At 42.5% G+C, this 14,767-nt stretch carries 14 protein-coding genes and 1 pseudogene; 9 read left to right on the top strand and 6 right to left on the bottom strand.

The features are described from left to right. Nucleotides 1-46: 46 nt before the first annotated feature. Nucleotides 47-319, bottom strand: a complete 273-nt coding sequence (locus tag CKO50_RS25085) for an ISAs1 family transposase (RefSeq protein WP_176474632.1) — start codon at nucleotides 317-319, stop codon at nucleotides 47-49. 337 nt (nucleotides 320-656) lie between these two features. Here CKO50_RS25085 and CKO50_RS08555 point away from each other — a divergent pair, with 337 nt between their 5' ends. The 3 genes from CKO50_RS08555 to CKO50_RS08545 all read left to right on the top strand — a co-directional run bounded on the left by CKO50_RS08555 (nucleotide 657) and on the right by CKO50_RS08545 (nucleotide 3,824). After that, a complete protein-coding gene (locus CKO50_RS08555; protein ID WP_095727808.1) occupies nucleotides 657-2,210 on the top strand; it encodes a hypothetical protein in 1,554 nt (517 codons plus the stop codon). A gap of 154 nt (nucleotides 2,211-2,364) precedes the next feature. Then, nucleotides 2,365-3,564, top strand: a complete 1,200-nt coding sequence (locus CKO50_RS08550) for an RsmB/NOP family class I SAM-dependent RNA methyltransferase (protein WP_255229498.1) — start codon at nucleotides 2,365-2,367, stop codon at nucleotides 3,562-3,564. An 8-nt stretch (nucleotides 3,565-3,572) separates the two neighbouring features. Then, on the top strand, nucleotides 3,573-3,824 hold the full coding sequence (locus CKO50_RS08545; RefSeq protein WP_095727807.1) for a DUF2999 family protein: 252 nt from the start codon (nucleotides 3,573-3,575) through the stop codon (nucleotides 3,822-3,824). 54 nt (nucleotides 3,825-3,878) lie between these two features. Here the strand turns inward: CKO50_RS08545 and CKO50_RS08540 are convergent, their stop codons facing one another. After that, nucleotides 3,879-4,631, bottom strand: a complete 753-nt coding sequence (locus CKO50_RS08540) for a DUF3667 domain-containing protein (RefSeq protein ID WP_255229497.1) — start codon at nucleotides 4,629-4,631, stop codon at nucleotides 3,879-3,881. Nucleotides 4,632-4,681: 50 nt separating this feature from the next. After that, on the bottom strand, nucleotides 4,682-5,671 hold the full coding sequence (locus tag CKO50_RS08535) for a WD40 repeat domain-containing protein (RefSeq protein WP_095727806.1): 990 nt from the start codon (nucleotides 5,669-5,671) through the stop codon (nucleotides 4,682-4,684). A gap of 145 nt (nucleotides 5,672-5,816) precedes the next feature. Here CKO50_RS08535 and CKO50_RS08530 point away from each other — a divergent pair, with 145 nt between their 5' ends. Beyond that, the gene (locus tag CKO50_RS08530) at nucleotides 5,817-6,701 is read left to right on the top strand and encodes a DMT family transporter (RefSeq protein ID WP_095727805.1); all 885 of its coding nucleotides are present in this window, start codon (nucleotides 5,817-5,819) and stop codon (nucleotides 6,699-6,701) included. Between the two features lie 171 nt (nucleotides 6,702-6,872). Here the strand turns inward: CKO50_RS08530 and CKO50_RS08525 are convergent. Further along, nucleotides 6,873-8,076: pseudogene (locus CKO50_RS08525) on the bottom strand (NupC/NupG family nucleoside CNT transporter). Nucleotides 8,077-8,088: 12 nt separating this feature from the next. Continuing rightward, nucleotides 8,089-8,718 (bottom strand): uridine kinase, encoded by a 630-nt coding sequence (gene udk / locus CKO50_RS08520; RefSeq protein WP_010603723.1) that lies wholly within the window; start codon nucleotides 8,716-8,718, stop codon nucleotides 8,089-8,091. A gap of 308 nt (nucleotides 8,719-9,026) precedes the next feature. Here udk and CKO50_RS08515 point away from each other — a divergent pair, with 308 nt between their 5' ends. From CKO50_RS08515 to CKO50_RS08495, 5 genes are all read left to right on the top strand, one after another. Next, the gene (locus CKO50_RS08515; RefSeq protein ID WP_010603722.1) at nucleotides 9,027-10,238 is read left to right on the top strand and encodes a phosphopentomutase; all 1,212 of its coding nucleotides are present in this window, start codon (nucleotides 9,027-9,029) and stop codon (nucleotides 10,236-10,238) included. Nucleotides 10,239-10,252: 14 nt separating this feature from the next. After that, nucleotides 10,253-10,954 carry a purine-nucleoside phosphorylase gene (gene deoD, locus CKO50_RS08510; RefSeq protein WP_095727804.1) on the top strand — a complete coding sequence of 234 codons (702 nt, stop codon included), beginning with the start codon at nucleotides 10,253-10,255 and terminating at the stop codon, nucleotides 10,952-10,954. A gap of 194 nt (nucleotides 10,955-11,148) precedes the next feature. After that, nucleotides 11,149-12,114 (top strand): hypothetical protein, encoded by a 966-nt coding sequence (locus CKO50_RS08505; RefSeq protein WP_095727803.1) that lies wholly within the window; start codon nucleotides 11,149-11,151, stop codon nucleotides 12,112-12,114. Nucleotides 12,115-12,183: 69 nt separating this feature from the next. Continuing rightward, nucleotides 12,184-12,924, top strand: a complete 741-nt coding sequence (locus tag CKO50_RS08500; RefSeq protein WP_095727802.1) for a ferredoxin--NADP reductase — start codon at nucleotides 12,184-12,186, stop codon at nucleotides 12,922-12,924. After that, a complete protein-coding gene (locus CKO50_RS08495; protein ID WP_255229496.1) occupies nucleotides 12,869-13,846 on the top strand; it encodes a hypothetical protein in 978 nt (325 codons plus the stop codon). The genes CKO50_RS08500 and CKO50_RS08495 overlap by 56 nt, the downstream gene beginning before the upstream one ends. Here CKO50_RS08495 and CKO50_RS08490 read toward each other — a convergent pair. Continuing rightward, complete coding sequence (locus tag CKO50_RS08490; protein WP_095727801.1) at nucleotides 13,824-14,702, bottom strand: tetratricopeptide repeat protein; 879 nt, start codon at nucleotides 14,700-14,702, stop codon at nucleotides 13,824-13,826. The two genes, CKO50_RS08495 and CKO50_RS08490, sit on opposite strands and share 23 nt — an antisense overlap. Between the last annotated feature and the right edge of the window lie 65 nt (nucleotides 14,703-14,767).

Below are 14,767 nucleotides of genomic sequence, written 5' to 3'. Positions count from 1 at the left end.
TGAAATAAGGCTAGCCCATTATCAAAATCAAATGCACTAACCACATTTAGCGCATTGTACACATTGTCTTTCCAGCATCCTCGAAGCATCTATCAATTGCTATGTGTGGCTTTTGAGGTGCTTCTCGACGAGAATTAATCCATTTTAACAGTGCCTCGAGTAAAGTATCTGCATCTAATGCTCTGATTATATTAGCAACACAATGACGTTTTGGAATGTCATTTTCAAAGGAACAATGATGCCTTAGCCAATCCTGTTGCAGCTCACCAAACTTTTGAATTGATTTCCATCCGTCAGCGCCACTAAATATGGCAATCAAAGTTAATATGTCGACAAGACCATTACATCAGGTTCTTTAATATTAACATCAGTTCTAGGGTCTTCAATCCAGCCTAAATGTGCAATGATGCTCATTGTAACGACCTAAAAAATTGCGATGCTCAATCAGATCATAAAAGCCCAATACTCGTCAATTTACAGTTCGCTCCCGTCCTGAGTAGCTAATTAGGATTTTGTACTAATTTGTTACTTTATAGTACCTGTTTGAAAATCCATGATATTCTCTTCGAGAAATTTTTTGTTAATTTATTGCGTTTGAATATTTTGCTTGGTAGGCAAAATATAATGCATCGAGCATCATTCTAAGGATAGGTTTTATGGTTAAAATAACAGGTACTTTATTTGCCATCTCGTCTTTGTTATTTGTTTCTGGTTGCGGTGGAGGGAGTGATTCAAATGATCCTATACCGGATCCAATTAAACCGCCGCCAGATCCAGTTATAGTTGAACCCGATCCCAGTGTGTTTATGGACGTAATTGAGCAGCAGGGTAAACAGTACGTCTCTGATGCTATTGAAGTAATAATCTCGCAAGATATAAACTGTACAGATACGACCGCGACCCATGAAATGTGCGATATCGTTAATGTAAAGTTTAATGATGGAGTATTTGACCAATCTCGGACAAAATCATCACAAACATTACTAGTTTTAGATTATGGAATGGACTTTCATACGGCGCTGAGATACCGCTCTCGAGTCAAGGCTGCGTTTAAATATGACCCTCAATCCAAAACTTTTATCGCGGATAACCCAGAGGTAAACCTTTCTAAGCTGGGGGTTAAGTTATTAACAGAAGTCAATCAGTTTACCTTTACGGATGAAAAATTTGACTCTCCGCAGCCTGCATTTTTACCCGCGGCGTGGTTATCTGATCTCGCTATAAAATATAGGGCGGTAGTGCCTGATGATAAAGCAGACAGAGTTACAAAGCGCAATTTTAATAGTCATGGCACGAAGGTGTTTGGTTATCTTGCTCAGCATAACCCTGAGACAGAGTTTGTTGCTATCGATACCGAGTCTTTCTCACCTTTTATTCAGCATAAAAACGCTCTATGTGCGCGAGATATCGGCGAGTTTTCCAGCTACATGACAAGTGCAGCAAGCTCGTTAACGGCGGATATTATTGAAGCGAACGAAGTTGAGTTTATTAACTATTCGGGCGGCTTCACCCAGCAAGATGTATATATTGCATGGGAGCAGAATCAGTGTACGGGAGAGCTGAGTAATGAAAAAGCTGCTGAATTTTTATATGCTTTGAAGCCTGTGTATGAGGCTTTATTTAACTCACCTAGAGCGCTTGCATTTCATGCTGGCAATACGGATGCAGTGACAAGCAAGGATGAGTTGGATCTCATGCCGTTTAGCAACCGTGTTCGGGTATATCAGTATTCGACTTCAGCAAAAAACACGACTATCCAGCCATTTGGAAAGTCTGAGTGGCAACAGGTTTATGTAGAACAGCCAGACAGTTTTGTCGGTAATGAAAGCATAGATTTGTATATTAATGTTGGTTATGACCCATACGACAGCACGGCAAAAAATAGTACGCCTAAAATGGAACCTGATGTACTTGGTATGCGTTATGGTGTAGAGCAAGCCTTGTATGGCTCCTCTTGGACAACACCAATTGCAACATCATATGCGATAAATGAGCAGGTAAAGCTTGCTACTGAAACGGGTGTGAGCACCTTTGACCCTCAGGTGTTAAAAACAAGACTACTACCTGACTCTTGTAATGATTCTGGTGGCTATCAAGGAAACGAGACGCTCGCTAAGTTTATTGAACAAGGGCAGGGGATGTGCCGTATTCAGGACCCATTGCGTCACCGAGCTGATGAGCTCAACCGTATTGGATATTTAAGCCGATAATCGACTCGCTGTAATAATGCATGAATGAATCGAAGTCGCCTATTGTTGTGTGCTTCGATTCATTACCTTAATTTCAGCTAATATCATAAACTCCAATTGAAGCCCCTTAGTATGCGCGCTAAAATAGTGTTTTAGCAATAATCGAGACCATATCGTGTCTGTAACTCGCTCGTTAGTCCAAACTCTGTCTGAGTGCATTGAACATGTGCTAGATACTTCTCTTCATGCCGATAAAGCATTAACTCAATTACTACAGAACAACCCTCAGTGGAGCCTTGATGAAAGGCAGTATGTGGTGAGTAACTATTACCATATCTTCCGCTTTAAACGGTTACTGGCTTACCTACTTGAGCATGAAGAAATGCCGCTAGATGGCTTTGGCTATTGGCTAACTTGCCAAGTTGTTACAGCGCAGCCGCTACCTGAGTGGGTGGACACTGAGCGCTATAATCTGGAAAAGCTACAAAGTTTAATCGAGCAGGTGCCTCAAGCTGTTCGCTTATCTTTACCAGATTGGTTAAACGAGGTTGCGCATGAGCAACTGGGTGAGCAGTGGCCTGCGGTTGCATCCGCGCTAAATCAAAGTGCTCAACAATATTTGCGAGTCAATAGCTTAAAAAGCGATATTGCGACAGTGACAGAGTCTCTAGCAAAAGAAGGGATCAAGGTTTCACAGGTTGCACTTGATTCTCATGTCGCGCTAAAAGTTGAGTCCAATAGCCATCTATTTCGCTCTCAAGCATTTCAGTCTGGTTGGTTTGAAATGCAAGATGCAGGTTCTCAGCAAATTGTACCTTTTTTGGAAATACAGCCTGGTCATAAAGTGGTTGATGCCTGTGCAGGCGCTGGTGGCAAGAGCTTACATATAGCGGCCCTAATGGAGAATAAAGGTCGCTTGTTGTCTATGGACATCCATGAACATAAGCTTGAAACGCTAAAACAACGAGCTAAACGTGCAGGTGTGCATGTTGCTGAAACGCGCGTTATTCAAAACAATAAAACCATTAAGCGCCAAAAAGAGAAGTTTGATCGTGTGCTACTGGATGTACCGTGCTCAGGTCTTGGTGTATTAAAGCGTAATCCCGATGCGAAGTGGCACTTGAATTCGCAAAATTTAGACACACTTATTGCTTTGCAAAGCGATATTCTGGCGCGCTACAGTCAAATGTGTAAGGTGGGCGGCAAACTGGTGTATGCAACTTGCTCTATTCTCCCTTCTGAAAATGAGCAGCAGGTTGAACGCTTTTTAGCAAATAACCCCAATTGGCAGTTAGAAGATTCACTACGTTTACTTCCAGGAGTAAATTCAGAATTTGACGGTTTTTACGCCGCACGATTAGTAAAAAATAGTTAGGAAACAAGATGAACCCAATCATTGCATTACTTAAAGAGCACAATATTTCGGATGAACAGATCCAAACGGTATTTACCCAGCTGACTGAAAATCCAATGATGGCGATGGCGACTATTCAGCAACTCGGTATTCCACCCGAAAAACTTCAACAATTGATGGCTTTGGTAATGCAAAACCCTGCATTGATCAAAGAAGCTGTTAATGAATTAGGCCTTGATTTTGAAAAGGTTGAAGCGGCAAAAGCACAGCTAAAGCCTTAATTTCTTGGCTAGACAAGCCCAGCCTTGTCTAGCCAGATAACTCGCATGAAGTACTTAGCTGGTAAAACCACTGTATACCCCAAATAAAAATCCGAGAATAACTGAAAATAGTGACGAGCCTATTGCATAGGCTAGGACTGCCTTACCCCAATTTCTCCACTTTACCAACTCATGTTCCGCCATTTTATAGTTAAGTATTATGCTGTAAAAACCAGAAAATAAGAGCGAAAAAATTGCGTAAAGCTGCTCGCTGAAGATACCCAGCATTAGAGGAATCGAGAATATCAGTATGCTCAGGGTTAGAATAAGTAGGTGTCCTATAGCATACTCCAGCATTGTGTAGGGCGCAGAACGATACACTAGCTTAGAGGCTAATCCGAGTAAGAATGCCAGAATAAAGACGCGATAAATGTGTGTTGCTTCATATAGTGCGATTTCAGATTGCCATTTGAGTTGATCTTTCGATTCCAAAAGTTGACTGCTGGATATGAAGCTGATTTCAATTAGATGCGAGGCAAGCACGATAACGGTGAGTAGAATAAAACTAAACTTGAACGGATTACCAAAACGGCTTCTCTGTCCATTCAAATATCCAAGAATGGTCTTAAAAGGTCGAAGTAATAATCCAAAAAGTAATTTAAAAAAAGGGGATTCGAGTTCAAGCAGTGCGCTTTGAAGCAAAATGCGTAAGTGTTTAAAGGTCAGTCTCGACGCTTTTTTCTGTCCGCAACCTGAGCAGTACTCGCCAACAAGTTGAGTGTGACAATTTAAACAGTGCGATTGATTGTCAAAATTTGCGTGATCCATAGATGTATTTATTATTTTTTAATATCGATGAATGCTACCTTTTTTTGTCTCTAATAATCAAACAAAATAGGTGTTAAGGCCCACTTTTCCAGCACCCCATCTGAACTTATCGTCGTAAGCACATTACTATCGGAGATGTGCATATCATAAACGGTGCTGCCCAAATTCAGTTGTGCAATTGGCCAGCTGACAATTTCTTTTCCCGACACTAATTCCCATAGCGAAATATATTCCTTGGAAGAGGTGGTTAGCAGAAATTTGTCGTTAGCGACGAACTGTGCACTCCGAAAAAACTTGAAGCGCTGAGGGTAGGATAGAGATAACACTTGTTCACCTGTGCGCGTATCAATGAACTTTTGGTCTTGCAGGGCGTCTGACACGAACAACCGGTGTTCATTTTGTGATAATGCCAAACTGGTAATACGATGCGGCAGCTCATAATCTACAATGACTTCTTTACTGTGTAACTCAAGCCTTTTAGCGTGACCGTCTAAAGAGGCCGAGTAGAGCGAGGTCAAACTCCGGTTAAAAATCAAATGTGTAATGCTGCTTCCATGAAGGTTTATTCTGGTGATGCTCTGCTCATCTAAACTCAAAAGCAGTACGCTACCATCATTGTAGCCAAGGGCGATAAACTGCTCGTCACTGGACCACAGGGCCTTGGTAACGCGAATAAATGAGTCAAACTTAGGTAATTGATAACTGACAACGTCGTTTGAGTGCAATTGCCAGATGTTGAGTTGGCTGTCCGAAATACTCAGAATACTTCGCTTGCTCGGCGCTATTAAAGCGTCACGATAAGTAAGTTGGTATTTACTTCCTTCAATTTGTTTAATCAGCTGTTGGCTTTGGTTATCCCATACTTGTAGTAAATGATCGTCAATAAGTAGTAAGGTTAGCGCCGCGTCACTTGAAAGTTGAGCGAGGCTAACTGGCAACTGAGTCAATTGTATTTGCTCTGTTGGCTCTAGAGTTTGTCTTTTGCTGCATCCGGTGAGGATAAGCAAAACGACTATCATTGCGTAAAAAGCGAGTCTCATTCTGTACCTTAAGTTTTAGCCTTTGCTTTTCTTCTTTCTTAAAGAAAGTTAAACACATCCTAATGACAGTACCAAAAATGGCTTGTGCTGTATTTATATATCGGCGTAAGGTAAAGCTCCATTAATATTAACCTTGGAGTATGGAGTGAAAGGGTTTCTTGGTTTAGTGTTACTTGCCGCAATTTGGGGTGGCTCATTTTTATTTATGAAGGTGGCTGCCGGTGTTCTTGGTCCTGCTGTACTCATTGAATTTCGAGTCTTATTTGGTGCGTTAACGCTCGCCGCGGTTGCTTTAGTACTAAAGCGTAATTTACATTTTTGGCAGTACAAAAAGCACTTTTTAATCCTCGGACTGTTTAACTCAGCGTTACCTTTTATGTTATTCGCTTATGCCGTGCAAACGCTTGATGCTTCTATGCTCTCAATTTTAAATTCAACCGCACCATTTTGGGGGGTGTTAATCAGTGTGTTTTGGTTAAAAGTGCCGACTCAAAAGTCGGTGTGGCTAGGATGTGGATTTGGGATTGCAGGTGTTATCACACTAGTCGGGTTGGATAGCACTGTATTGGACGAGGGGGCATGGTTACCTATTATTGCAACCCTGTGTGCGACTCTGAGCTATGCGGTGGCCTCTCATTACACTAAAACGGCACCAAAAATGAGTGCATTCAATCATGCCCATGGGAACTTATGGGGCTCTGCGCTATTGGTATTGCCTTTTATTTGGTTTATGCCAATGAGAGAAACGCCTGACTCTACAGTGATAAGTGCGGTAGTTGGACTTGGCATATTATGTACGGGCGTTGCCTATATTCTCTATTTTAAGTTAGTCGAAGATCTCGGCGCGGCGTCTGCTTTATCTGTTACCTTTTTAATTCCTGTGTTTGGGATTTTATGGGGGCATCTCTTTTTACAAGAGCAAATAGGTGCTAACACAATCCTTGGCAGTATTTTAGTTTTGCTTGGAGTCAGTTTAGTAACTGGGTTACAAGAAAAGATATTCCCACCAAAAGTGATGAAGGAGTCGTAGATGAGACGTGACGGCCTCTTAACATGGTGCTGTCAAAAAAGCGTTTCTCAGAAACGATAAAAGGGCCTAAAAGGCCCTTTGGTGAAGTATCGTTCAAGTTAGTGTGGTCACTTTAACCCCTTAAAGCAACCAACCAATTGTTTTGCAACTGCGGCTTATCTCAATAAGTTTCTAAGCTAGCGAGAGGAAGAAACCTGCAATTGCTGCACTCATGAGGTTAGCCATAGACCCTGCTAACACTGCTCTGAGCCCTAGGCGAGCGATATCCTTTCTACGACTTGGGGCCATACCACCAAGTCCGCCTAGTAAGATGGCAATCGACGATAAGTTAGCAAATCCACATAAAGCAAATGTGACAATTGCTTGAGTGTGCGTGCTCAACGTATCGCGATAATTCATATAATCTANAAACTCGTTAACTACCAATTTTTGGCCGATAAAACTACCTGCCGTCACGGCTTCCGACCAAGGTACCCCAAGTAGCCAAGCAACAGGGGCAAAGACGTAGCCTAAAATTTCTTGTAGCGTCAGTGTTGGGTAATCAAAAATTCCACCAATACTGCCTAGTAAACCGTTTAGTAGCGCAATTAGTGCCACAAACGCAAGTAACATCGCACCTACGTTCAGTGCTAAGTGCATACCGCTTGATGCACCAGATGCTGCCGCATCAATTACGTTTACTGGTTTATCATCACCACTATCTACATCTGANTGGCTTCTCGGTTTCTGGCACAATCATTTTTGCCATTAAGAAACCACCAGGAGCTGCCATAAAGCTCGCGGCAATGAGGTATTTAAGCTCAACACCAATCGCCACATAGCCCGCCATAACAGAGCCTGCCACCGTCGCCAAACCGCCTACCATAACTGCAAACAACTCTGATTGCGTCATTTTTGGAATAAACGGTTTTACGATCAAAGGGGCTTCCGTTTGACCGACAAAAATATTTGCCGTAGCTGAAAGCGACTCTGGTCGTGACGTTTGCAGCAGCTTTTGTAAGCCACCACCCAAAATTTTAATGATCCAGTTCATAATACCAAGGTGATACAACACAGCTACGAGCGCTGAGAAGAACACGATCACTGGTAACACCTGAATCGCAAAGATAAATCCTAGCGAGTCTTGTTTGGCTAATGGCCCGAACAAGAAACCGATACCGTCATTAGCATAGCTAATCACTTTGGCAACTGCGCTAGACATTGAAGCTAATACATTTTTACCCGCTTCAATAAAGAGTACAAAGCCACCAATAAGGACTTGCAGTAAAAATGCAACGCCTACGGTACGCTTATTAATAGCACTGCGATTTGTCGAACACGCAAATGCTACGCCTAGGAGCATCATCATGCCCACTAAGCTCATAATTGTTGTCATGCCAATTTCCCGTTATTCTTGTAGCAAATATTTTATTTTACTTTTAATAATATCAATCGCAACGCGATTCATACCGCCACGGGTCACAACCAAGTCGGCATTATGCTTGGATGGCTCGATAAACTGATAAAACATCGGTCTTACCGTCGCCTGATATTGTTCTACCACAGATGACAGACTTCTTCCTCTGTGCTCTATATCTCTTTGCATGCGACGCAGCAAACAAATATCCAAAGGTGTATCAATGAACACCTTGATATCAAACTCTTCACTTAATGCAGGATCGCTCAGTAGTAATATACCCTCGACGATTAGTATCTTAGCAGGGTTTACTATTCGGGTTTTATCACTACGTGTATGCTGTCCGTAATCGTAGGTAGGAACCTCTACGGATTCACCTAGGCGAAGCTTAGTTAAATGCTCGCGTAACAACTCGTGTTCAAACGCATCAGGATGATCATAATTCGTTTGAGTACGATGCTCTATAGGTAAATGCGATTGATCTTTATAATAGGCGTCCTCTTCGATTACCGCGATAGTGCCTGAGGCAAGCTCATTCACTAATTCGTTGTAGATCGTTTGACTAAAAAGAGACTTACCAGACGCAGATGCGCCAGCTATGGCTATAATAGTTCGTGTCACTAAAGTTCACACCCAGCAGTTGTTTATGTTGGAAGATCACAATAGCAAAAAAGACACGATTAATCTCTTTTGCCTCGCTTAATGAGCAAATTTAACGGGTTTGGCGGACTCAAAACAGGACTTATGTCCGCTTAAGGGCGACAGAGCCAAATTAGCAAGATCGCAGCTTTTCGTGAATTTTGTGACTATTTTATGACAGCGGACTTATGTCCTGTACGATTTTTTTAACCAAACATAAAGTAACCAACGCTTAAGGTAACCATGTATTTAAGAATAAATAACAGCCTGAGCAGTATAGAGAGGTATCTATGGCAAGAGCAATCATTTTAATGGCGGATAGCCTAGGCATTGGCGCAGCACCGGACGCAGAAAAGTTTGGAGACGTAGGCGCTAATACTCTCGCTCATTTATTACAGGCGTATAAAGAAGAAAAAGGACAAGCGTTAGACTTACCTAATCTTTCTAAACTAGGCCTTATTGCAGCATGTGAAGCTGCAGGTAAAGAAACCTGCGCCGTGGCGCAAACCATAGAACCAAGTGCTGCTTGGGGATATGCAAAAGAATTATCGAGTGGTAAAGACACGCCGTCTGGCCACTGGGAAATGGCAGGGGTGCCAGTATTGTTTGAGTGGGGTTACTTCCCAAATACTAACCCATGCTTCCCACAAGAATTTATAGATGAGTTGTGCAAACGTGCAGACATCCCAGGTATTTTGGGTAACTGTTACGCGTCGGGCACAACGATTTTAGAACAGCTGGGTGAAGAACACGTACAAAGCGGTAAGCCGATTTGCTACACCTCAGTTGATAGCGTCTTTCAAATAGCCGCTCATGAACAATCGTTCGGACTTGACAAGCTTTATCAAGTATGTGAAATCGCACGGGCACTGCTTGATGAAATGAATATAGGGCGAGTGATTGCGCGGCCATTTATAGGCACTTCAAGTGCCGACTTTATTCGTACTGGTAACCGCCGAGACTATTCGGTATTACCGCCTTCGCCGACTGTGCTAGATAAGCTAGCCAATGACGGTGGCGAAGTAATTAGTATTGGTAAAATTGCAGATATTTATGCGCATCAAGGGATCACACAAAAGCACAAAGCGCCTGGTCTTTTGAATCTGCTAGCAAAGACAAGCGAAGTGATGGACACAGCGCCAGACCATAGTCTTATCTTCACCAACTTAGTCGACTTCGACGAAAAGTTTGGTCACCGCAGAAATGCAGTGGGATATGCAGAAGCACTTGCTGAGTTTGACGCATTTTTACCAGAAATTATTGCCAAACTAAAAGCTGATGACTTGCTTTTAGTGACTGCCGACCATGGTTGTGACCCAACCGCAGAAGGCACAGATCATACGCGAGAGTACGTGCCTGTATTGGCATATACACCGGGTATGAACAATACTCCGTTAGGAGAAAGACAAAGTTTTGCTGACATAGGTCAAACGCTTGCCCAGTGGTTTGATCTAGATGCAACGCAGTACGGTGAAGGCTTTAAGGCCGAGATAAAAGCCTAACTAAAGGAAACAATATGAGCACTCCACACATTAGCGCAAAGCTAGGTGATTTTGCAGAAACGGTATTAATGCCGGGCGATCCACTAAGAGCAAAATACATTGCAGAAAACTTTTTGGAAGATGTTCGTCAGGTAACTGACGTTCGCAACATGTTTGGTTTCACTGGTACTTACAATGGTAAGCCAGTTAGCATCATGGGTTCAGGCATGGGTATTCCATCTATGTCTATTTATGCTCGTGAGCTCATTGTTAGCTTTGGCGTCAAGAACCTGATCCGCATTGGTACATGTGGTGGTATTAGTCAAGACATCAAGATCCGCGACGTGATCTTTGCGCAAGGCGCAAGCACAGACTCAAATGTAAATCGCGCTCGAGTGCGTGGTTATGACTTCGCTGCGATTGCTGATTTTGGTCTATTAGAAAATGGCGTAAACGCTGCTCGCCGTTTAGGCATTGAAGCAAAAGTTGGTAATGTTTTCACTACTGATACTTTCTATCAAGCCGATGGCGAATTTTATAATGAATTAGATAAGCTAGGCGTAATGGCTGTTGATATGGAAACAGCTGGTTTATACGGTGTAGCGGCTGAATATGGTGCAAAAGCGATGGCACTGTTCACAGTAAGTGACCATGTTATTACTGGTGAAGCAACACCACCAGAAGAGCGTCAAAGCACCTTCAATGAAATGGTTAAAATTGCGCTAGAGTCAATTTAATACAATTTGAAAAGTTCCTTGGTAACGTAATCGCAGAGTTTTGGAGACACGCCTAAAACAACGCGAATCACACCCAAAAAAGCCGCTTGAAGCGGCTTTTTTTTTGATCTTTTTCCATCCAAAATTCTCATATCTAGTTTACACTGTATAAAGGTGGTAGAGTTTTTCTAGTGAAAAAGTATTGGTGTTGGGTGATGACGATTCTGGTTCTGGGCTTGTTAGCATTAATGTCGAATGCCGAAGTTGACATAGATGCGTTTGAATCTCTGGTTAAGAACGCGCCTGATGAAGCGCTTAAGGCATACCAAAATGAGATTGCTCGGGCGGATCTTGCTGTTACAGATTTATATCAACTTCATTACCTAGCGGTTCGAGCGAGCGCCAGAACATTCAATAATCCCATTTTTATTAAAGCGCTAGATATGCTTAAAGCGCCGCCCTTCAAGACTTTGGCGGACGAAGACAGGGCGAAGATTCTGACTAATATTGGTGTTGGTTATCGCCGTCGTAACCAAAATGAACAAGCTATTTGGCATTATCGATGTGCGATGAATGCTCCGGCCAGCTTACAGCATAAGTCCGCACTTAAAGTGAATATAGCGATTGCGTACACGCGCCTTGAACAACCCGCAATTGGCTACAATCTCTTAAAAAGCGTGGATAGAGAAATGTTACCAAGCTTTATGCAGGCAGGGCTGTTAACTGCGCTTGGCAATGCAACATTTGCAATGGGCGAAGCAGATACGGCGCTGAGCTATTACATTGATGCGGCGACCCATTACGCAAAAGATGAAAACTATAGAGCTGTGAAGCAAGTATCAATCAATAGTCTTGGCATATATGTACTCCACTCAGACTTCTCCAGCTATCATAAGATGCTTGCTGACATTACAGCTGAACCGTCCCTAATAGAAGATAATCAGCATTACCTTGGTTGGTTGCGGGAACTGGTACAACAGTTGGAGCAAAACAAACAAGCCTTAACCGTGTCGACAACCATGAAAGCCTACTCACTTGGCGCCGCGAATGCAGGATACGCTTCTATGGTGAATGCGCATATCGACAAATTTAATTTGTCGCTGCCGAAGGTCACTTCACAGCTTACTATCAGAGATCCGCTTCCTGTTGAATTGGGGAAAGCCTGGTGTCCGAACCGTTGACAAAGCTAATTTTTTTGCCATGGTTATGTTATTGCTAAATAAATACAGCTTGTGAGTCTAGGAGAAATAATGTCGCAATGGGTAAAAGGAGAAATCGTCGAAGTCATAGATTGGACGCCAACATTATTTAGTATCAAATTTAAAGCAGACATCGCACCGTTTAAAGCGGGTCAATATACTAAATTGAGTTTGCAACAAGGGGATAAACGCATTGCACGAGCATATTCCTTTGTAAACCCGCCATCAGAGTCAATTCACGAAGTTTTGTTAGTTGAAGTGCCTGACGGTAACCTTTCTGTGCCCTTACATCAGCTACAAGTCGGTGATGAGTTCGATGTATCTGACCAAGCAAACGGTTTTTTTATATTAGATGAACTACCACCTTGCGATACGCTTTGGATGATAAGTACAGGTACGGCGGTTGGCCCATTTTTGTCTATGCTCAGAGAAGGTGAAGTGTGGCAGAAGGTTAAACAGGTGATCCTTATTCATGGTGTGCGTCTAAATGCAGATTTGTGTTACCGTGAGCAGCTCGAGCAGTTGCAACAACAAAGAGACTGCTTTACTTATGTGCCGCTTGTTACACGGGAACAACCTGAGATAGGTTGCCAAGGGCGCGTCACTGAACTGATAGAAAACAAGCAATTATTAACTCACCTTGGCTATAAGCAGTTTCCAAATAACAGTCATTTTATGCTCTGTGGTAACCCCGAAATGGTGAAACAACTAAGCGCCCAATTGCAAAGTATGGGATATGAACGCCACAGACGAGCCAAACCTGGGCATATCACCGTTGAGCAATATTGGTGATCCTATGTCTGGTGATCCTATGCCGGCTCGTGTTTTCTATGTCATGTATTTGTTGCTCCTAGTCGCTACTTATTCTGTTTCTGCAGAATCGAAGGTCATCAGAGTAGTGGACGCCGCAAAGGAAAATGGCACGCCGCAGAACCAGTATTTTTTGTCAGTTTTGCGGTTAGCATTGGATAAATCACGCGAACGTTATGGCGAGTATTGGATAGAGCCGATTGATTTACCAATTAGTCAATCACGACAATTTAAGGAATTGCTAAAGCACAATGTTGATGTGTTTTGGACGGTTTCAACAGCCGCTAGAGACACTCAGGCAAAGCCGGTGGCTATTCCCATAGCATTTGGCAGCTTTGGTATAAGAGCACTGGCAATGAACGTGACCGACAGCGGCAAGCTGAATGTGCATTTATCGTTATCAGAGCTACAAAAATTCAACGTAGTTTTGGGGCAGGATTGGCCTGATGTTCACATTTTTGAAAAGGCAGGTTTTACGGTAGAAAAATATGTTGATGGGTTGGCAGTTTACAGAGTGCTTGCAAATAGTGCCGGTAAAATTTTTCCACGAGGTGTCATTGAAGTAGTACCTGAGCTCAAGGCGTTTAATAACAAGCAAGTGACTTATGGCGAGAAGAACCTGTTACTCTACCCTTCAATGGTGTACTTCTATGTCCGCAAAGAGGATATTAAACTGCATAAACGTCTAGAGTATGGCTTAACACAAGCGTTTGAAGACGGCTCTTTGGCTGCACTTTTCTATGATAGTAATATGATGGTTGAGTTGAAAAAGCACTTTAATTTGCAAGGCGCTGCAATCCATCAAATTGAAAATCCGTTAATTATCTCTAAGAAGCAGCTCGACGTGATTACGCAATTACAAATCGAGCTGCTAAAACAACTTAGCTATTCACCAGCTCGTTAAAACTCTGGTTGTCTGCAAGGCTCGCAAACGCAGGCTCATGTTGTAATTCGTTCTTTAAGTTAGGCGCATATTCCAAAGCCATACGGATGTCGGCCATCGCATCTGCATGCTTGTAAAGCATCGAATAAGCACATGCGCGTTGCCAATAAGCATAACCATAGTCACTGTCAATTTCTAATGCTTGATTGCACAAAGCAATTGCTGTGTTGGTTTGACCAAGCTCTAATAAAGCATCTGCTTTGTAGGCAATCGCCTCGACATCTTCAGGTTTGCGATTTAGGATCTCATCGTAAATTTCAATTTTAGAATTCATGTCACTCTCAAGATTTGCCCGCATCCACAGCGAGTGTACTTCATTCGTTATAGAGATTTTCTTCTGGTTATTGAGGATTTCTTCAGAGCGTTCGCGTAATTTCTCTTCAATAACCTGAAGGCGCTTTTCATATTCATCGGTGATCGTGCCAACGCGCAGGCTAACAATATCTTCAACTTTACTCTTAATATCTCTAAAAGAAGTCCAACCAACGACAACTAAGATAGAGGCAGCTGCTGTGATCAAAAAGAGTACATTATTAATGGTATCTGTAGTATAGGTGATTGCGCGATCTGCAGTATCTAGTTGGGAGTGGCTGATTTTTTTCTCTATATCAGCTCTCAAGCGCATTTGATCTTCTCTGACAGCTCTTAATTCATCAAGAATATAACGCTCAATTAAGGGCCTATACATGGGCTCTTGTAATTGTGATAAAGCCTGTTGTTGTTGGTTTTCTGTCGGCTTCTGTGATGTTGCTTGTTCATTCGCCATGCTCGTAAAACTACAAACGACGAGAAGGATAAATAGTACTATGCTTTTCATATTGATGTTCTTGAAACTTTATATTTTTAATATGGTGCATGAGTTAAGGTAGAATTGCAAAAAGC

The sequence above is a fragment of the Pseudoalteromonas sp. HM-SA03 genome (assembly GCF_002289345.1).
In the GTDB taxonomy this organism is placed as follows: domain Bacteria; phylum Pseudomonadota; class Gammaproteobacteria; order Enterobacterales; family Alteromonadaceae; genus Pseudoalteromonas.
This window is presented reverse-complemented; position numbering and strand designations above follow the sequence as displayed.